Here is a 17,318-nt window from a genome sequence, read left to right on the forward strand (position 1 = left end):
CCCTGACCGGAGGTGACCCATGCTGACCCAGATCAAGACCGCGATAAGCCGCTCGCACACAACTTTACTGCAAGATGCGGTGGGTGCGGTGTCTTTGGTGGTCATGTTGATGGTCGCTCTTCACCTTCCTGCAGTGTTCTGACCCTTTCTGCCTGCGATCTCGTGCCGAATATCCCGCGCTGTCATCCCCATCTGAATCAAGGGTGACCTGCCTGTCCCAATTCCCTTGAAGGGCCATGCCTCGGCCCTGCGCGGACCTCCGGACCCCACATGAGACACGCACAGCCTGCCGCCGCCCTTTCCGCCCGGAAGGTGCGGCGGCTTTTTTATAGCTGACCGGTTTTCATGATTTCCAACATCGCCGACAGGACGGAATTCACCGCGACCGAAGCAAGTATCATGCCCATTACGCGGCTGATTATCGCTGCTCCGGAATGTCCGATCAGGCGAATAATAGGCTCGGCCAACAACATCAGCACAAACGCAACCGCGACAACTGAAAGCATGACCAGCGCAGTAATGCCCTGATCCGCAGCGCTGTAGCGGTTGTTGTCGGTTAGAATGACAATAGCCAACATCGCGCCGGGCGAGGCCAAAGATGGAACAGCCAGGGGAAATATCGCGGGATTGTGCTGATGTATCTTGTCCTGCTCGTCATCCTCGGCCGCTTTCTGTTCGAGGTCTTGCTTACTTTCGCCGAATATCATTGTGAGTGCGAACAGAAACAGGATGATCCCTCCGGCCACTTGGAAGGAATTAAGGCCGATATCCAGCGCCTCGATCAACAACTGGCCAAAGACAAGGAAGAACAGCAGAACACCTGCACTGATAACTGACGCCAACAGCGCCATTTTGCGCCGAGCCGCGGCCTCGAGCCCGGCGGTGACTGCGATGAAGACGGGAATAGTGCCGATGGGATCAATAACGACCCAAAGCGTCACAAAGTGTTCGAGCAGATTATTCAAATCGGTCGCTCCGCTGATTTCACAGGAAGTTAGACCGGATCAGAAGAAAACGCTACGCTTAGGCGCAATTGGCTTGTTCGGCCTGTTCCATTGCCTCGGCGGTGGCATCCAGCGCCAGTAAGATCGAGGCATGTCGGTTCTTATAGTCTCGCGCGGGCATCAGAACCTCAAGGCCATCAAATGGCGCGTCTGGGGCAGGGCCGTTTTGCTTCAACATTGCCGACAACTGATCGCGCGCAGTTTCGACCTGTGCCCGCGTGGCTCCGATAACACCAGCTCCGACGACAGCAGCCGAGGCTTGGCCCAAAGCACATGCTTTAACATCCTGCCCAAATTCGGAAACGCGCCCATTCTCTAGCTTGACGTCAACCGTTACGGTTGACCCGCACAAAGGCGAGCGTTTTTTCACCGTGGCATCCGGGTTTTCCAACCGATCCAAATGCGGAATATCGGAAGCCAAAGCAAGAATGCGGCCGGAGTAGAGCTTGATCAGGTCATTTTCGCCGGACATGGCTTTCCCTCATTGACTGTTCCCCATACATAGTCAGCATCCATCGGGATGCAAAAGGTTTTTACCATGACAGAAACAGTCGCCTTCGACCCTTCCACCTTAAAATACAACGAGGCCGGTTTAATCCCCGCTATTGCCCAGGACGAAAACTCGGGCGAGGTGTTGATGATGGCCTGGATGAACATGCAGGCGGTTGAAAAAACGCTGTCCTCCGGTCGAGTGACTTATTGGTCTCGATCCCGGCAATCCTTCTGGATCAAGGGCGAAAGCTCGGGCCATGTGCAGGAGTTGGTTGATTTTCGTGTCGACTGTGATCGGGATTGCCTGCTGGTCGTCGTGCGACAAACGGGACCGGCCTGCCACACGAACAGGCGCAGCTGTTTTTACACTGCAGTTCGTGACGGTGACGAGGTCGAGCTGATGTCACCGATGCTGTAGGCCCACCATCTCACGAATGTCTTCCGGGCTGGCTCCATCAGCCCGGTATTTGGAGATAGCGCGAGCATCGTCCCGCTTTGCCAGTCTTTTACCGGTATCGTCGCGGATCAGGCTGTGGTGGTGGTAAGAGGGGCGCGGCAGCCCCAGAAGAATTTGCAGAAGAACATGGATTCGGGTGGCCTCGAACAAATCGCACCCACGCACGACCCGTGTTATTCCCTGCTCGGCATCATCCAGAACCACCGACAGGTGATAAGACGTACCCATATCTCGGCGCGAGAGAACGACATCTCCAATCGTATTAACCAAATCTGCCCGGCTGAATGAAATTTGCCCGGTTTCACGGTTCGGTCCAAAGCCGGTTTCCAGGAAACTCATCTCTATTTCGGGGGGGACGACCCGACCGGCTTGCTCCATATCCAACCGCAGAGGAACGTTTCGCGGCATAGCACCCGTGCGAATGGCCACGTTACGACAGGTTCCGGGATAGATAAGCCCGTCCGGCCCTAAGAGAGGAGTACCTTCCTGCGGTGCGCTGGCGGCTGCGGCGATATCCCTGCGGTTACATGTGCAAGGATACAGCAGGCCTTGCGACCAGAGGTTCTCAAGTGCTGCTTCATATGCATGCAGGCGTTCGCTCTGACGCAGAACCGGGCTTGGCCAGCTTAATCCAAGCCACTCAAGATCATCATAAATCTGATCTTCCCATTGCGTTCTAGAGCGGGATCGGTCGATATCTTCGATCCGCAAAAGGAATACGCCTTGCTGATCGGTGGCCATGTCGCTGGCCAGCAACGCGGAATAGGCATGCCCAAGATGTAATGGGCCGGTCGGAGAAGGTGCAAACCTGGTTGTGAATGTCACGCTTTTTCAACAATGTAGACGTCGGATTTAAGGTCCATTCCAGGAAGGTGCGGGCCATATTCGCGCAATAGCAGTCGCGCGGCCCCCATATCAAGCCAATCGTTCAGGCGGCAAGTATAGGTGTGGTCCTCAAGCGTATGATCATTAAAGGAAAATGCGAGAAGGCCCCCTGTGGGCAATGCATTCATCAGCATATCAAACGTCTCGGGCGGCGCGGCGCCTACACTTATTACACCGATTGCAGCGATGGCTTTGTAGCCTCCGGCTTTCAACGGGTTCGGATCTGCGATATCAAAAGTGCTGAGGGTTCGGTAAACGCCTTTGGCCTTTGCGCCTTCCAGCATTTTGGGCGTCGGATCGATGCCGTCAATCACCTGAAATCCGACAGCGTTCAGGGCCTCGCCAGACAGGCCAGTTCCACAACCATAATCCAGAATTGGCGTCTGAGGTTCTGGAAGCTTGGACCAGAGCGCCTCGGCCACGCGACCGGGGGTTGCATACCCGTGCGCCTCGACTTCGGAATCATAGGAAGAGGCCCATTTCTGATAGTGATCGCGCGTGGCCTCGGGCGTGTCGAGGCCATAGACGTCTTTTAGATAATCATCGCTCATATCACCATGTTAGGCTTGTTCAGCGTCACACGTCCAGTCAGCAATGGGTGAGCCAGTCAGACCAAGCTGCTTTGGCGCGATCCGTATAAGCCTTGTAGCGATCTTTGCGCCCCCGACGTCCACCCTTGAGACCGTCGACAGGGCGGAACAGGCCGAAGTTCACGTTCATAGGCTGAAACGTCTTGGCCTCGGCCCCACCTGTGATGTGGTGGATCAAGGCCCCCATGGCACTGTCCTGCGGAACGTCCGGAAGGGTGCGACCCAGCATCTCGGCTGCGGCGAGCCGTCCTGCCAACAAACCCATGGCTGCACTTTCGACATAACCTTCTACGCCGGTGATCTGCCCCGCAAACCGGATATTGGGACGTGATTTCAGACGCATCTGCTCATCCAAAAGGGTTGGAGAGTTGATGAACGTGTTGCGATGAATGCCGCCCAGACGGGCAAAGCTGGCATTCTCAAGCCCGGGGATCATCCGAAAGACGTCCGTTTGCGCGCCGTATTTCATCTTGGTCTGGAAGCCGACGATGTTAAACAACGTCCCCAGCGCATTGTCCCGACGCAATTGTACAACCGCATGCGGCTTGACCTCGGGCTGATGCGGGTTGGTCAGACCGACCGGCTTCATCGGGCCATGGCGCAGCGTTTCACGACCACGTTCGGACATGACTTCGATCGGCAGACATCCATCGAAATAGCCCGCCGTTTCCCCCTCGTGGAATTCGGTCTTATCGGCTGCCAGCAGAGCGTCGATGAATGCCTCGTACTGGTCTCGGTCCATGGGACAGTTGAGATATGCGGTCCGCTCTTCCTCGGTCTCGCCCTTGTCATACCGCGACTGCATCCAGGCTTTGCTCATATCGATACTGTCTGCGTAGACGATAGGCGCAATTGCATCGAAAAACGCCAGTGACTCGGCCCCTGTCTCAGAACGGATCGACTCGCCAAGCGCGGCCGAGGTCAATGGACCGGTTGCAATGATCCAGTGACCGTCATCGGGCAGGGCGGTAACTTCTTCTCCGGTCACTTCGACACGAGGATGGGCGTGCAGCTTGGCTGTGACAGACTCGGCAAAAGGGTCGCGGTCCACGGCCAACGCCCCGCCCGCTGGCAAGCGATGAGTGTCTGCGGTTGTCATAATCAATCCGTTGGCCGCCCGCATTTCCCAATGCAACAGACCCACAGCGTTTTGCTCATCGTCGTCGGACCGGAACGAGTTCGAACACACCATTTCGGCCAGATTGCCAGTCTGATGCGCAAAGGTGCCCACTTTGGGTCGCATTTCATGGATCACCACGTCAACGCCCATTTCCGCAGCCTGCCAGGCTGCCTCGGACCCGGCCATGCCGCCGCCCACGATATGCAATTTCTGTGTCATGCGCTGCCACATAGGGCACAGCACACAGCAACGCAAACCCTCATGGGGCGGAGCTTTTACATTTTCGGTAAAATTTTGGGGTCGCCGCTGCGGGAATGTCAACGCTGGTGAGAGAGACCAGCTCGGAGGGACCTTCCGCCTACGGCGACCCAAAATACGTAATTCGGCCTTAGCCTTGTCTCAGCATTGCCACAGTGTTGCCCTTTTGAAAAGTCCAAAAATGCGAACAGTGTATAAAATACTTAAGAACAATTGCGTTATTGCTGCCAATTTGGCGGTCTTTTTTCGATAAATGCTGATATTCCTTCCTCGGTATCCCGATGCAGCATATTCTGCGCCATTACCTCACCGGCATAGTCATAAGCTTTTTCGATTGGCATATCGAGCTGTTGGTAAAAAGCTTGTTTGCCGATCTTGACCGCCGACCCAAGCTTGTCTGCCAACTTTTCCGCCAGTGCCTGACTTTCGTGTTCAAGCAGCATTTCAGGAACGACACGATTGACCAGTCCAAGCTCTGCTGCGCGCTCAGCGGATATGAAATCGCCAGTGGTCAGCATTTCAAACGCCTGCTTTCGCGGAATATTGCGACTGAGTGCCACCATCGGCGTCGAGCAGAACAGCCCGATATTTACCCCATTTACGCCAAACCTTGTACCTTCCGCGGCGACGGCAAGATCGCAGGTGGCCACTAATTGGCACCCGGCTGCTGTCGCAATACCATGAACCTGCGCAATGACGGGTTGGGGTAGGGACTGGATCGACAACATCATTCGCGCGCATCTGGCAAAAAGATCCTGGAAATACGCTTTGCCTCCGTCTTCGCTCTGACGACCGGCAGTCATTTGTTTTAGGTCATGCCCTGCGCAGAACGCTTTGCCTTCGCCCGACAGGATCACGGCACGGATCGTCTGGTCTTCGCGCAACGTGTCGAACTCAACCTGCAAGGCGGCCAGCATTTCGTCGCTCAGGGCATTAAGCCGCTCTGGTGCGTTCATTTTCAACCTTGCAACCGCACCCGTGTCGCGACGTTCCAGAATTCCCATCTTGCCCTCCGATCTGATGTGGGGCCAACTCTAGGTCGGCAAATCGAGGAGGGGAAGTATGTCATTGGTCTTAAACCGGGAAGAATTAACCGCCTATATGAAACAGGTCTTTCCGCAGGTGCATCGGGATTTCGTGGTTGAGGATCTGACCGAGGACACGATCACCATGCGGTTGGTGGTTGAAGACCGGCACTTGCGGCCGGGCGGAACCGTTTCAGGGCCGTCCATGTTCGGTCTGGCCGATGTCTGTGTCTACGCCATTATTCTTGCGTGCAAGGGGCGTCAATCGTTGGCCGTTACAACGGGCTGTTCGATGGATTTCATGCGCAAACCCGATGGGGACCGGGACTTGATCGCACGTTGCACCCTGCTAAAGCTGGGTAAGGCTTTGGCCGTAGGGGACGTGCTGATGTATTCGGAGGGCTCGAACAAACCGGTCGCACGCGCCACGATGACATATTCCCTGCCACCCGAGGGGTCTGCTGCAGCAGCATTCGGATAAAAAAATGGCCGGGACAAGCCCGGCCAAGGAAGAGGTCCCAAATGGGACTGGGGATTTGCTACCCGTGCCAGAACGGGCGATTGATTTCGCGGTCGGCCTGATGGCGGGTCAACCCGACATCACGCAGCAACCGATCATCCAGCTTTGACAAATTTACCCTGCTGCGGCGCTGTCGCTCCCACTTTGTGACAGTCGCCGCAAACCGCACGGCCAGCGATGCGATAAGCGGCAGCCGAGGGCTGTCGTTCAGCAACAAAAGGGCGGGGGTGTGCATTGCGCGTGTCATCTTGGGTATCCTTTCAAATTGTATTGACACAAACGTAATATGTTCGGTATGTGTGATTGATACATTCCGTATTGTGTCAAAATCAAAGGAAGAATTGTAATGGATACAATTTGGCCGGACTCGCTGCCGAAATCCAAAGGTCCCAAGTATACTCTGGTGGCCGATACAATTCGAAAAGCTATTGATAACAATTTGCTGGAAGTCGGAGCCAAGTTGCCCCCGGTCCGGGAGCTGGCGTATCGGTTACAAATCACTCCGGGCACAGTGGCGCGCGCCTATACTATTCTGACCGATGAGGGGTTGCTGCTTGCCGAGGTGGGGCGTGGTACATTTGTTGCCCCTCCAAAATCGCCAATACTGGACGACGTTTGGGCACGGCAACTGCATTTGCGCGAGGACAAGTATAGCGCAAATGTCAGCCTGTTCAGCCCCCGTTTGGCCGATGTGGGGCAGGTGGCCCTGATCCGCGAGTGCTTGCAAAAAGTTTCGCATGCGGATCCGGGATTGTTTTTGAACTATCCCACCCGAGATGCTTACAAACCCATGCGCCAGGCGGTGGTCGAGTGGTTGTCAGATCTGCCCTTGGGCGCATTGTCCCATGATGACATTGTACTTACGCACGGGGGTCAGAATGGCCTTTGCCTTGTCTTCCAAACCATCCTGCGAGGGCCCAAGCCCATCGTTTTGGTGGAAGACTTGTCTTACGCGGGATTCCGCAGAGCCGGGGAACTCATGCGCTCTGAAGTGGTCGGCGTAAAGATGGACAAATGGGGTATCGACCCCAGCGCCATGGAGCACGTTCTGCGCCAGAACCCTGCCCAGGCCGTTTGCGTATCTCCTGAAGTGCAAAACCCCACCGGCGCGCATACGCCACTTGAGCGAAGGAAAGAGGTTGTCGAAATCGCGCGACGCTTTGATCTGCAAATCATCGAGGATGATTGCTACCGAATGGGCGATGCGCGTGAACCCAGCTATCGCGCACTTGCACCAGAGCGGGGGTGGCACGTGTCCTCCATCTCCAAGACGCTGACGCCAGCGCTGCGTGTTGGTTTCGCTATTGCGCCGCGCGAACGAAGTGTAGATCTGCGTCGGTCGGCTGAATACGGTTATTTCGGTCTTGCGCAGCCGCTTGCCGAGTTGACCCGGTTAATGCTGTCCGATCCTCGCACACGGCGCATTGCACGCGATGTTCGACTGAAAATGGGTGAATACGTTCGCGTGACTGTCAATGCTTTGGGAGGGTTCGACCTGAATTGGGCACCTGACGTGCCTTTTGTCTGGCTAAACCTGCCCTCCGGTTGGCGCGCCGCAGCGTTCAGTCGTGCGGCAGAGCGGGAAGGCATCCAACTGCGTTCGGCTGATGAATTTGCTTTACGGGATGGTCGTGCGCCGAACGCAGTGCGTATTGCAATGAACGGCCATGTCTCATTGGAAAGATTCGAGGACGCAATGCAACGCCTGCGTAACCTACTGGACAATCCGCCCGAGCAAATCAGCGTATAGATTGGGGTAAAATAATACCTATTTTATAAGTCCTTGTTATTGCTCAATTTAAAAGACATTGCGGTTGTTGACCTGCGCCACACTCCCCTCTAAATACGCTCCATCGAATTCGGACCGCTCTGACTTGGGGCGGTCTTTCACATCAAACAGGACTATCCTGCCATGAAAACCTTTTCTGCAACACCTGCAGACATCGACAAGAAATGGATCCTGATCGACGCCGAGGGCGTTGTTCTGGGTCGTCTTGCCTCGATCGTCGCCATGCGCCTGCGTGGCAAGCACAAAGCGTCGTTCACCCCGAACATGGACATGGGCGACAACGTCATCGTTATCAACGCTGACAAAATCCAGATGACCGGCAAGAAGCGCGAAGAGAACTTCTACTGGCACACGGGCCACCCGGGCGGCATCAAGTCGCGCACCAAACAGCAAATCCTGGAAGGTGCACACCCCGAACGCGTCGTGACCCAGGCGGTCAAGCGTATGCTGCCGGGCAACCGTCTGGCGCGTCAGCAGATGACCAACCTGCGCGTTTACGCCGGTGCCGAGCATCCCCATGAGGCGCAAGCGCCCGAAGTTCTGGACGTTAAGTCCATGAACAAGAAAAACACCCGGAGCTAATGACCGATGGCTGATCAGATCAATACTCTCGAAGAGCTGAGCGCCGTCGCAGGCGTTGAAACCGTGACCGAGGAAGTCATCGTACGTGAACCCGTGCGTGACGAGCTGGGCCGCTCCTACGCCACCGGCAAGCGTAAAGACGCTGTTGCCCGCGTTTGGATCAAGCCGGGTTCCGGCAAGGTCACCGTGAACGGCAAAGACCAGGACAAGTATTTCGCTCGTCCCGTTCTGCAGCTGATCCTGCGCCAGCCTTTCCAGGTTGCCGGTGTGGAAGGTGAGTTCGACGTTGTTGCAACCGTCAAAGGCGGTGGCCTGACCGGTCAGGCCGGTGCGGTTAAGCACGGCATCTCGAAAGCGCTGCAACTGTACGATCCCTCGCTGCGTGGCGCTCTGAAAGCCGCTGGCTTCCTGACCCGCGACAGCCGCGTTGTGGAACGTAAGAAATACGGTAAGCGCAAAGCCCGTCGTTCTTTCCAGTTCTCGAAGCGTTAATCGTTTCGAACTACGAATTCCAAACGGTCGCAAGAAATTGCGGCCGTTTTTTTGTCGAAACCTTTTGCGGTAGGTATTCAGATTTAGTTTTACCGATGACAGCACGCCAGTGCTGCCGAATCAGTGTACGAATTTTTGGTAGTGTCGGAAAAAAGGTTGGCTAGGCCGATATTACTTCAACCAGAACAAACCGGGCTAAACACTTGGTGGAAACCTCGGTCAGAGAGCCCGGCAAAGGCAGACGCACGAGAAATTCGCGCCTGCCGGCGAGACGAGACATGTTCGTGAGCGGGTATCAACCACCCCAGGAGCGGACTTCACCGCAATCCATATGCACAAAGTTTGAACGGTAGTATTTACCGACACCGCCCGCACGGCATGAGATCGCCGCTTTCGCCATTTGCGAGACTGAACGCGAAGACAGTCGGAGATCCGCCGCTTGACCTTTCATGTGCAAAGAGTTTTTGGCAACCCGACGCGAGCGAGACCGCAGCATCGCATTTGTCTGAGGCGACCGGTATCCCGAAAGCAGCATGTAAGGTTCGTTTGCGTCCAGCAGGTTATGCGAAGCGGCCATGATGTCGATAGTGCGCAGGTCCATGTCTTTGACCTGGTCCGTCCTCCAGTCACGCATGAAGTGGTTCACTTCTTTGACAGCGTCCTTGATGTACTTGCCATCAACCCAATATATCATGTCAATCCGCTCGCCTGTGCGACCGGAATACATACGGATACGACGAATATCGCCGCCACCGCGGAGAAAACCTGCTGCGTTTGAATATGTCGGTGCTGCAACCACTGCTGTTGCCGCAAATGCGCCCAATAGGGCCCGCCGGGTCATGCCCGAGGAACTGCTCGTCGTCATTTTATGTTTCGTCCCGTACTGTTCCTGCCTGCGCACGATGTTACGCGCGCGTTCTTAATTTTTTCCCATCCCAGATGGCGAATTTATGGCACAGTCGCGGAAGAGCGCCAAGAAGTCTTTCATATTCATCTTTTCAAGGGGGAATTTTCGGCAGTTTTTTGCGCAGATGACGCTTTTCTGTTTAAACTTAGGGCAGGTTACTTCGGTTTTTGGGTGTCCGATGCAAACGCGCATCACGCAGATAAAGAAGCGTCAAATTGAGGTATTTGTGAATGGACATAAGGTTATGAGGAAAACCATATTGTCTGAACGCGTCCAGTGCGACGCATAAGTCATTGTTTAGTCAAGGTCATCCCATGCGAACGTTTTTTCGTGCTTATACCGGTTTTGTAGTTGCGGCTTGTGTGACCGCATCTGTCAGCTTTGCGCATGCAGAACGTGCGCCTGCGACCAGCTTTCAAATGGCCGTTGCCGAGTTTGCACCTGCGGGATCTGGTATTGCGGACTTCTACCGAGAAACCGGGTTCGCGCCAATCTGGACAGGGACGTCGAAAGAACACCAAGCGCGCCGCGCGCATTTGATGCGGGCATTGACTTCGGTACATTTACACGGGTTGCCGGAAGACAAATATGGCGCGCAGGGCCTGATGGCCAAAATGGAAAATGCTCGTTCTCTGCGCGAGATCGGCGCAATCGAGATCTCGTTGACCCGTGCTTTTGTTCGCTATGCAAATGACATGTATTCGGGGGCGTTGCGCCCTTCCGAAATTGACGACGGTCTGGTGCGTAAAGTCCAGAGAAGGTCAACCAAGGATCACTTGCGCGGCGTCATTGCTGGCGGTGCGTCCTATATAGACGGTTTACCGCCGCAGACTGCGCAATACCGCGCATTGATGAAGCAAAAGCTAGCCCTGCAGACATTGGTTGATCAGGGCGGATGGGGGGCCGGGGTGCCCATCGACAAGTTGGAATTCGGTGACACCGGGCCAAATGTCATCAAGCTGCGCAATCGGCTGATCACGATGGGATATATGAAACCGTCGGCAAGCCCCAAGTTTGACAAAGAACTACTTGCAGCGGTGAAGGCTTTCCAAACCGCGCATGGTCTCGCGTCGGATGGGGTTGCCGGGCAGGGTACGATCACCGAGTTGAACCGCAGCGCGTCAGACCGTCTTAAATCCGTATATGTTGCGCTTGAACGAGAGCGCTGGTTGCCCCGCGAGCGGGGAGAGCGTCACATCCTGGTAAACCAGGCGGATTTTTCCGCCAAAATTGTGGATGATGGGCTGGTAACCTTCGAAACCCGCGCTGTTATTGGCAAAAATGTTCACGATCGTCGGAGCCCGGAATTCTCGGATGAGATGGAGCACATGGTGATCAACCCCAGCTGGTATGTGCCGCGTTCGATCATCACCAAGGAATATCTGCCACAACTGCAGTCCAACCCGAATGCAGTTAATCATATCCATATTACAGATCGCAGTGGTCGTCAGGTCGATCGTGGAGCAGTTGATTTTTCGCAATACACGGCACGGAATTTCCCGTTCGCGATGCGTCAGCCCCCCAGCAAAAGCAATGCGTTGGGGTTGGTGAAGTTCATGTTCCCCAACCAGTACAACATCTACCTTCATGATACGCCGCAGAAAAGCCTGTTTGCCCGGGAAACGCGCGCGTTCTCGCATGGGTGCATCCGGCTGGCCCAACCGTTCGAGTTTGCCTATGCGTTGCTGGCCAAGCAGGAAGAAGATCCCAAAGCGTTCTTTCAACGTGTTTTGTCCAGCGGTAAGGAAACAACCGTTCCGCTCAAACAGCACGTGCCGGTTCACTTGATTTACCGGACAGCCTATATCGGCCCCAAAGGGGATGTGCAGTATCGCCGTGACGTTTACAGCCGCGATCAAAAAATCTGGGAGGCTCTGCAAAAAGCAGGGGTAGCCCTGCCGGACGTTCAGGGGTAATCACCGGGTTATCCTTAATCCGGGGAACCCGACATGCACTATACCATCCAGCAGATTTCCGACGCTTTGGGCGCGACCTGCGAGGGCGACACATCGCTGACGATCCAACGCGCCGCCGAACCCGCAGATGCGGGCCCGAATGATCTGGCAATGGCAATGTCACCCAAATATGCCGAGGCACTTGGTGGCGGAGCGGCCCGTTCGGCGGTGTTGTGGGAAGGGGCCGATTGGCAGGCTTTGGGATTGTCCGCTGCGATCTTTGTTCCACGCCCTCGTATGGCCATGGCTGGTATTACCGCGATGTTGGATCGCGGGCAGGGGATTGAACCGGGCATTCACCCCTCAGCCGTTGTCGACCCGTCGGCAGAGCTGGGTGAAGATGTATCGGTTGGCCCGCTTGCAGTGATCGGAGCACGTGTGAAGATCGGTGATGGTTCAGTGATTGGCAGCCATTGCGTCATTGGTATGGACGCTGTTCTTGGCAAAAACGCCTTGCTGCGCGAGATGGTCAGCATAGGGGCCCGCGCTGTCATTGGGGACCGTTTTATTGCGCAACCGGGCGCACGGATAGGCGGGGACGGGTTCAGCTTTGTGACCCCCGAGGTCTCGGATGTCGAAAACGTACGCAAGACTATGGGTGACAAGGGGGATGCGCGCGCGCAAAGCTGGCTGCGCATTCACTCGCTTGGTGCCGTCGAGATTGGGGATGATGTCGAAGTCGGAGCGAATTGCACCGTGGACAATGGCACAATCCGGAACACCCGGATCGGCAATGGTTCAAAACTGGATAACCTTGTGCATGTCGGCCACAATACGCGGGTTGGTCGCGATTGCCTTCTGTGCGGTCAGACCGGCGTATCTGGATCAGTTGAGATCGGAAATAATGTTGTTCTGGGCGGTCAGACCGGCGTTGTCGACAACATATTTATCGGTGACGGGGTGATCTCAGGCGGCGGTACAAAAATCTTGTCCAACGTACCAGCAGGCCGTGTGATCATGGGGTATCCGGGTATCAAGATGGAAACTCATACGGACGTATACAAAGCTCAAAGGCGTTTGCCGCGTATGGCGCGTGACGTCGAGGCGCTGAAAAAGGCTGTTTTCAAACAGTCGCCGAGCGATTAAATCATCCTCAATGTGATAATCAGAGGATCGACATGAGCATCACCGACCGCGTCATCGCCATCATCGCCGAGCAGGCCGTGCTGGAACCTTCGGATGTGACGCCCGATAGTACGCTCGAGGATCTGGGAATCGACAGCCTTGGACTGGTCGAGAGCATTTTCGCCATCGAGGAAGAATTTGACATCTCGGTCCCGTTCAATGCGAACGAACCGTCGGCCAGTGATTTTGATATCTCGAACGTGGCGGCAATCATTGCGGGCATTGAAAAACTCGTGTCGGAAAAGGTCTGACACAGGATCATGAAACGCGTTGTTATTACCGGGGCCGGAACGATCAACTCGTTAGGCCATTCCGTTCCCGCGACGCTTGAGGCGATGCGCGAAGGGCGTTGCGGCATTTCAGACCTCGAGTTTCGTGATGTCGAACGGCTGGCCATCAAAATTGGCGGTCAAGTCCGCGGGTTCGAGGCCGAGGGCCGTTTTAACCGTCAACAAATGAGCCTGTATGACCGGTTCACGCAGTTCACTCTGACCGCTGCGAAAGAGGCGATCGAACAGTCTGGCATCGAGTTCCACGGCGACTTGGCCGCGCGTTCAGGTGTTGTTCTGGGAACCGCTGGGGGCGGTGTATCGACTTGGGATGACAATTACCGCTCGGTCTATGAGGATGGTAAGAACCGGGTTCATCCATTCGTCGTGCCCAAGTTGATGAACAACGCGGCAGCCAGCCATGTTTCGATGGAGCATAACCTCAAGGGGCCCAGCTTTACCGTATCGACAGCCTGTGCATCGTCCAACCATGCCATGGCGTTGGCATTTCAGATGGTCCGCAGCGGAGCTTCCCCGGCGATGTTGACCGGTGGCGCGGAATCCATGCTGTGCTTTGGCGGCGTCAAGGCATGGGAAGGGCTGCGGGTGATGTCCAAAGATGCCTGCCGTCCTTTTAGTGCCAATCGCAACGGAATGGTCCAAGGCGAAGGCGCGGGCGTCTTTGTCTTTGAAGAATACGAACATGCTCGCGCACGCGGCGCTGATATCCTGTGCGAAGTGGTCGGTTTTGCCATGACCTCGGATGCGGCCGATATCGTCATGCCCAGTAAACAAGGGGCTGCACGTGCGATTTCGGGTGCTTTGTCCGATGCGGGTATCAATGCGGATCAGGTGGGATATATCAACGCCCACGGCACCGGAACGGCGGCCAATGACAAAACAGAATGCGCGGCGGTTGCGGATGTGTTCGGCCCACATGCGGATGATCTGATGATCTCATCCACCAAGTCCATGCATGGCCATTTGATCGGCGGAACCGGCGCGGTTGAGTTGTTGGCATGTGTAATGGCGCTGCGCGACGGCGTCATTGCTCCGACTATCGGGTACGAAGAACCCGATCCTGAATGCGCACTGGACGTAGTCCCAAACGAGGCGCGAGAATGCAAGGTTGATGTCGCGCTCAGCAATGCGTTTGCATTCGGCGGTCTGAACGCTGTGCTGGCATTGAAGCAGGTCTAAGGCCCTGAACATTCGAGGCGGCTAATCTGAAAAGCCGCCTCTTTTTTGCATCGGGTATCAATTCTGCTGCGCTTGCAGTCCATCAAATCCGGCAGTGAACCCGGACAGAGAAACCTCTAGTTCCAACAACTGCGTCGGCGCGACTACTGATACCAGCGAGAGCACGGCTTTGCTTCCGGCTTTCATCGCGTCGACATCGCCTTGCGTGAACCCTAGCTGCGCCAGACAACCCACAGGGTTGCAGTGGTGGTAATTATAGCGGCGGCCAGGGGCACCATCTATTGATAGCGCAATCTGCGCCTGTAGAAGAACTTCCAGAGGGACAAGAACGGTTGCGCCGGCAATCGCGGCGGAACCTTCGGGCAGTTTGGTGACCGTGATATCCGCAATGGGCTGCCCTTCTTGACCGTTCAGAACCTGACGCATCAAGCAGGGATCATCTCCGTTTTCGGTCTTCAGGCAAGTGATATCCCAGTCGCCGGATTGTTCCTTCACATATTGCTCGCCCACGCGCGGGCCGGCTTCGCCCAGGTCCAGATCGCTTCCGACCTGTGTTTGTGGTGCTTCGCTGTCTTGCGCGGCTTCCTGTGCAAAAGTAGCACCGCACCAGAGCGCGGTCGCAAGCAAGCTATAAGATAGAGTGTTCTTGATCATGAATGCCTCGGTCAGGTGATTGATCTTTTTTTCTCATCTACCATCCCTGATCGGCAGTGTCAGTCGCTAAGGTGGACCAAGCCGACAATCTGGTCGGATTTTTGCCGCTTTATACGATATCGTGAAACCAGCACCAGATGTAGAAAGGGAGCCGGTGGAGCGGCTCCCTTTCATAGAATTTTCTCCCCGTCGGACTGGCCGACTTAGTTATGCGCAGACGTTACGAAAGGCGAGCGCAACGGTCAACTGCTAACCTGAAATTTTAATCTCAAAAGCGTGATTTGTCCAAAAAAGCCGCGCCATAAGGCGCGGCCAGTCGACAGGGAGGAAGATTGCCGCCCACGCGCTTAAACGCGAAGGCAGCGATTAGACTATCGCAGGCAAATGTTAAATTTGTATGGTGAGGACAGATCGGTGCAAATCAAGGCTGAAAATCTATGGAAAACAGTATCTTCTTGGGCGGTGGTGGCGCGGACTATGGGCAACCGCAGTCCCTAGCATTGAAATACGCCAACCGGCACGGCCTGATCGCCGGAGCGACAGGAACTGGCAAAACAGTGACATTGCAGATTTTGGCCGAGGGGTTCTCGCAAGCCGGCGTTCCCGTTTTCCTATCCGACGTCAAAGGGGACTTGTCCGGGTTGGCCAAGGCGGGAAGCGAAACTCAGAAACTCCACCCGGCGTTTCAGGAACGCGCCGAGCGTATTGGGTTTACGGATTATGTCTACGGCGCTTGCCCGGTTACCTTTTGGGATTTGTTCGGCAAGCAGGGCCACCCGGTCCGTACAACAGTGACCGAAATGGGCCCTCTGCTTTTGTCCCGCCTAATGGATCTAAGTGAGGCGCAGGAAGGCATCCTGAATATAGCTTTCCGAGTGGCAGACGATGAAGGAATGCCCCTTTTGGACCTGAAGGACCTGCAGTCGTTGCTGGTTTGGATCGGCGAGAACCGCAGCGATCTGTCACTTCGGTTCGGAAATGTCTCGACGGCATCAATCGGAGCTATTCAACGGCGCCTATTGGTGCTTGAAAATCAGGGCGGGACCAACCTGTTCGGAGAACCAGCGCTCGAGTTGGCGGATTTAATGCGCACCGACGCACAGGGGCAGGGGATGGTGAACATTCTGGCGTCGGACAAGCTGATGGGGTCGCCCCGCCTTTATGCGACATTCCTTCTGTGGCTGCTCAGCGAGTTGTTCGAGGAACTGCCCGAGGTAGGCGACCCCGAAAAGCCTAAGCTGGTGTTCTTTTTCGACGAAGCGCATCTGCTGTTTGAAGACGCGCCAAAGATCCTTGTCGACAAGGTCGAACAAGTCGCACGCCTGATCAGATCCAAAGGTGTGGGAGTGTATTTCATCTCGCAGAACCCCGCTGACATCCCCGAGGATATTCTTGGGCAGCTTGGAAACCGCATTCAACATGCGCTGCGTGCGTTCACTGCACGGGATCGGAAAAATCTGCGTCTGGCCGCAGAGACATATCGAGAAAACCCCGCCTTCGACACCGAGGCAGCCATTCGTGAAGTCGGCGTCGGCGAAGCTGTCACCTCGATGCTGCAAAAAAAGGGTGTGCCCGGAATTGTAGAGCGCACGCTGATCCGCCCGCCAGGGACTCACCTTGGACCCATCACCTCAGCCGAACGGCAAGCGGTCATTGGTGCTTCGCCCATGCAACAGAAATACCGTGACTTGAAGGACCGAAAGTCGGCGTTCGAGATTTTGCAGTCACGGGCCGATGCCGCTGCTCAGGCGGCTCAACAGGCCGAGGAAGAGATCGAAACCAAGTCCGTAGCCGAACGAGAGTTCGCAACAGCCCGCAGATATTCAGGCAGTCGTGTTGGACGCTCGTCTTCCCGAGTATCGCGCAAGAAAGACACGTTCGCGACCGCCATGAGTGAAGCTGTCATCAAAGAGCTGAAAGGAACCACTGGCCGGCGTATTGTCCGCGGAATTCTTGGGGGTTTATTCAAAAGCAGGTAAAGCCGGGAAAACAGG

General features: G+C 55.6%; 20 protein-coding genes. 11 read left to right on the plus strand and 9 right to left on the minus strand.

Annotation, left to right across the window (positions count from 1 at the left end; genetic code table 11):
• Positions 1-19 precede the first annotated feature (19 nt).
• Positions 20-142: a hypothetical protein gene (locus J7380_RS20530; RefSeq protein WP_280635687.1), complete on the plus strand. Its 123-nt coding sequence runs from the start codon at positions 20-22 to the stop codon at positions 140-142.
• Positions 143-326: 184 nt separating this feature from the next.
• Here the strand turns inward: J7380_RS20530 and J7380_RS17460 are convergent, their stop codons facing one another.
• Entirely contained in the window at positions 327-965 is a 639-nt protein-coding gene (locus tag J7380_RS17460; RefSeq protein WP_209197051.1) for a MarC family protein, read from the minus strand.
• A gap of 58 nt (positions 966-1,023) precedes the next feature.
• Positions 1,024-1,476 (minus strand): iron-sulfur cluster assembly scaffold protein, encoded by a 453-nt coding sequence (locus J7380_RS17465; RefSeq protein WP_209197053.1) that lies wholly within the window; start codon positions 1,474-1,476, stop codon positions 1,024-1,026.
• A gap of 48 nt (positions 1,477-1,524) precedes the next feature.
• Here J7380_RS17465 and hisI point away from each other — a divergent pair, with 48 nt between their 5' ends.
• Positions 1,525-1,914 carry a phosphoribosyl-AMP cyclohydrolase gene (hisI, locus tag J7380_RS17470; protein WP_209197055.1) on the plus strand — a complete coding sequence of 130 codons (390 nt, stop codon included), beginning with the start codon at positions 1,525-1,527 and terminating at the stop codon, positions 1,912-1,914.
• Here the strand turns inward: hisI and gluQRS are convergent.
• The 4 genes from gluQRS to J7380_RS17490 all read right to left on the minus strand — a co-directional run bounded on the left by gluQRS (position 1,900) and on the right by J7380_RS17490 (position 5,810).
• Positions 1,900-2,778, minus strand: a complete 879-nt coding sequence (gluQRS, locus tag J7380_RS17475) for a tRNA glutamyl-Q(34) synthetase GluQRS (RefSeq protein ID WP_209197057.1) — start codon at positions 2,776-2,778, stop codon at positions 1,900-1,902. The genes hisI and gluQRS overlap by 15 nt on opposite strands.
• A complete protein-coding gene (locus J7380_RS17480) occupies positions 2,775-3,389 on the minus strand; it encodes a methyltransferase domain-containing protein (protein WP_209197059.1) in 615 nt (204 codons plus the stop codon). Before J7380_RS17480 ends, gluQRS begins: the two co-directional genes overlap by 4 nt.
• Before the next feature lie 37 nt (positions 3,390-3,426).
• Positions 3,427-4,767, minus strand: coding sequence for a methylenetetrahydrofolate--tRNA-(uracil(54)-C(5))-methyltransferase (FADH(2)-oxidizing) TrmFO (gene trmFO, locus J7380_RS17485; protein WP_209197061.1), 1,341 nt, complete (start codon positions 4,765-4,767; stop codon positions 3,427-3,429).
• Between the two features lie 257 nt (positions 4,768-5,024).
• Positions 5,025-5,810, minus strand: a complete 786-nt coding sequence (locus J7380_RS17490; RefSeq protein WP_209197063.1) for an enoyl-CoA hydratase — start codon at positions 5,808-5,810, stop codon at positions 5,025-5,027.
• Positions 5,811-5,868: 58 nt separating this feature from the next.
• On the opposite strand from J7380_RS17490, the gene J7380_RS17495 reads away from it, so the two are divergent.
• A complete protein-coding gene (locus J7380_RS17495) occupies positions 5,869-6,312 on the plus strand; it encodes a PaaI family thioesterase (RefSeq protein WP_209197065.1) in 444 nt (147 codons plus the stop codon).
• A gap of 58 nt (positions 6,313-6,370) precedes the next feature.
• Here the strand turns inward: J7380_RS17495 and J7380_RS17500 are convergent, their stop codons facing one another.
• Positions 6,371-6,598 carry a DUF1127 domain-containing protein gene (locus tag J7380_RS17500; RefSeq protein WP_170751163.1) on the minus strand — a complete coding sequence of 76 codons (228 nt, stop codon included), beginning with the start codon at positions 6,596-6,598 and terminating at the stop codon, positions 6,371-6,373.
• Between the two features lie 99 nt (positions 6,599-6,697).
• On the opposite strand from J7380_RS17500, the gene J7380_RS17505 reads away from it, so the two are divergent.
• The 3 genes from J7380_RS17505 to rpsI all read left to right on the plus strand — a co-directional run bounded on the left by J7380_RS17505 (position 6,698) and on the right by rpsI (position 9,214).
• Positions 6,698-8,101 (plus strand): PLP-dependent aminotransferase family protein, encoded by a 1,404-nt coding sequence (locus J7380_RS17505; protein WP_209197067.1) that lies wholly within the window; start codon positions 6,698-6,700, stop codon positions 8,099-8,101.
• Between the two features lie 162 nt (positions 8,102-8,263).
• A complete protein-coding gene (gene rplM / locus J7380_RS17510) occupies positions 8,264-8,722 on the plus strand; it encodes a 50S ribosomal protein L13 (protein ID WP_039536983.1) in 459 nt (152 codons plus the stop codon).
• Positions 8,723-8,728: 6 nt separating this feature from the next.
• Positions 8,729-9,214 carry a 30S ribosomal protein S9 gene (gene rpsI / locus J7380_RS17515; RefSeq protein WP_209197069.1) on the plus strand — a complete coding sequence of 162 codons (486 nt, stop codon included), beginning with the start codon at positions 8,729-8,731 and terminating at the stop codon, positions 9,212-9,214.
• Positions 9,215-9,509: 295 nt separating this feature from the next.
• On the opposite strand, the gene J7380_RS17520 is transcribed toward rpsI, so the two are convergent.
• On the minus strand, positions 9,510-10,079 hold the full coding sequence (locus tag J7380_RS17520; RefSeq protein WP_209197071.1) for a DUF882 domain-containing protein: 570 nt from the start codon (positions 10,077-10,079) through the stop codon (positions 9,510-9,512).
• A 356-nt stretch (positions 10,080-10,435) separates the two neighbouring features.
• On the opposite strand from J7380_RS17520, the gene J7380_RS17525 reads away from it, so the two are divergent.
• Genes J7380_RS17525 through J7380_RS17540 form a run of 4 tightly spaced genes read left to right on the plus strand, consistent with a single transcriptional unit; the run spans position 10,436 to position 14,670 of the window.
• Positions 10,436-12,037, plus strand: coding sequence for a L,D-transpeptidase family protein (locus J7380_RS17525; protein ID WP_209197073.1), 1,602 nt, complete (start codon positions 10,436-10,438; stop codon positions 12,035-12,037).
• Positions 12,038-12,070: 33 nt separating this feature from the next.
• The gene (lpxD, locus tag J7380_RS17530; RefSeq protein WP_209197075.1) at positions 12,071-13,162 is read left to right on the plus strand and encodes a UDP-3-O-(3-hydroxymyristoyl)glucosamine N-acyltransferase; all 1,092 of its coding nucleotides are present in this window, start codon (positions 12,071-12,073) and stop codon (positions 13,160-13,162) included.
• A 32-nt stretch (positions 13,163-13,194) separates the two neighbouring features.
• Positions 13,195-13,452 (plus strand): acyl carrier protein, encoded by a 258-nt coding sequence (locus J7380_RS17535; protein WP_170354151.1) that lies wholly within the window; start codon positions 13,195-13,197, stop codon positions 13,450-13,452.
• 9 nt (positions 13,453-13,461) lie between these two features.
• The gene (locus J7380_RS17540) at positions 13,462-14,670 is read left to right on the plus strand and encodes a beta-ketoacyl-[acyl-carrier-protein] synthase family protein (protein WP_209197077.1); all 1,209 of its coding nucleotides are present in this window, start codon (positions 13,462-13,464) and stop codon (positions 14,668-14,670) included.
• A gap of 57 nt (positions 14,671-14,727) precedes the next feature.
• Here J7380_RS17540 and J7380_RS17545 read toward each other — a convergent pair whose 3' ends face one another.
• Positions 14,728-15,324, minus strand: coding sequence for an invasion associated locus B family protein (locus J7380_RS17545; protein WP_209197079.1), 597 nt, complete (start codon positions 15,322-15,324; stop codon positions 14,728-14,730).
• 437 nt (positions 15,325-15,761) lie between these two features.
• On the opposite strand from J7380_RS17545, the gene J7380_RS17550 reads away from it, so the two are divergent.
• On the plus strand, positions 15,762-17,303 hold the full coding sequence (locus J7380_RS17550) for a helicase HerA-like domain-containing protein (protein ID WP_209197086.1): 1,542 nt from the start codon (positions 15,762-15,764) through the stop codon (positions 17,301-17,303).
• Positions 17,304-17,318 lie beyond the last annotated feature (15 nt).

Origin of the sequence: Ruegeria sp. R8_1, assembly GCF_017743815.1 — a bacterium.
Taxonomy (GTDB): domain Bacteria; phylum Pseudomonadota; class Alphaproteobacteria; order Rhodobacterales; family Rhodobacteraceae; genus Ruegeria; species Ruegeria lacuscaerulensis_A.

Coding starts and splice junctions, on each gene's coding strand:
- J7380_RS17465 (WP_209197053.1), bottom strand. CDS start 1,476: ATGTCCGGCGAAAATGACCTGATCAAGCTCTACTCCGGCCGCATTCTT.
- J7380_RS17525 (WP_209197073.1), top strand. CDS start 10,436: ATGCGAACGTTTTTTCGTGCTTATACCGGTTTTGTAGTTGCGGCTTGT.
- lpxD (WP_209197075.1), top strand. CDS start 12,071: ATGCACTATACCATCCAGCAGATTTCCGACGCTTTGGGCGCGACCTGC.
- rpsI (WP_209197069.1), top strand. CDS start 8,729: ATGGCTGATCAGATCAATACTCTCGAAGAGCTGAGCGCCGTCGCAGGC.
- J7380_RS17480 (WP_209197059.1), bottom strand. CDS start 3,389: ATGAGCGATGATTATCTAAAAGACGTCTATGGCCTCGACACGCCCGAG.
- J7380_RS17490 (WP_209197063.1), bottom strand. CDS start 5,810: ATGGGAATTCTGGAACGTCGCGACACGGGTGCGGTTGCAAGGTTGAAA.
- J7380_RS17535 (WP_170354151.1), top strand. CDS start 13,195: ATGAGCATCACCGACCGCGTCATCGCCATCATCGCCGAGCAGGCCGTG.
- J7380_RS17545 (WP_209197079.1), bottom strand. CDS start 15,324: ATGATCAAGAACACTCTATCTTATAGCTTGCTTGCGACCGCGCTCTGG.
- J7380_RS17540 (WP_209197077.1), top strand. CDS start 13,462: ATGAAACGCGTTGTTATTACCGGGGCCGGAACGATCAACTCGTTAGGC.
- hisI (WP_209197055.1), top strand. CDS start 1,525: ATGCAAAAGGTTTTTACCATGACAGAAACAGTCGCCTTCGACCCTTCC.
- J7380_RS17500 (WP_170751163.1), bottom strand. CDS start 6,598: ATGACACGCGCAATGCACACCCCCGCCCTTTTGTTGCTGAACGACAGC.
- rplM (WP_039536983.1), top strand. CDS start 8,264: ATGAAAACCTTTTCTGCAACACCTGCAGACATCGACAAGAAATGGATC.
- trmFO (WP_209197061.1), bottom strand. CDS start 4,767: ATGACACAGAAATTGCATATCGTGGGCGGCGGCATGGCCGGGTCCGAG.
- J7380_RS17550 (WP_209197086.1), top strand. CDS start 15,762: ATGGAAAACAGTATCTTCTTGGGCGGTGGTGGCGCGGACTATGGGCAA.
- J7380_RS17520 (WP_209197071.1), bottom strand. CDS start 10,079: ATGACGACGAGCAGTTCCTCGGGCATGACCCGGCGGGCCCTATTGGGC.
- J7380_RS20530 (WP_280635687.1), top strand. CDS start 20: ATGCTGACCCAGATCAAGACCGCGATAAGCCGCTCGCACACAACTTTA.
- J7380_RS17495 (WP_209197065.1), top strand. CDS start 5,869: ATGTCATTGGTCTTAAACCGGGAAGAATTAACCGCCTATATGAAACAG.
- J7380_RS17505 (WP_209197067.1), top strand. CDS start 6,698: ATGGATACAATTTGGCCGGACTCGCTGCCGAAATCCAAAGGTCCCAAG.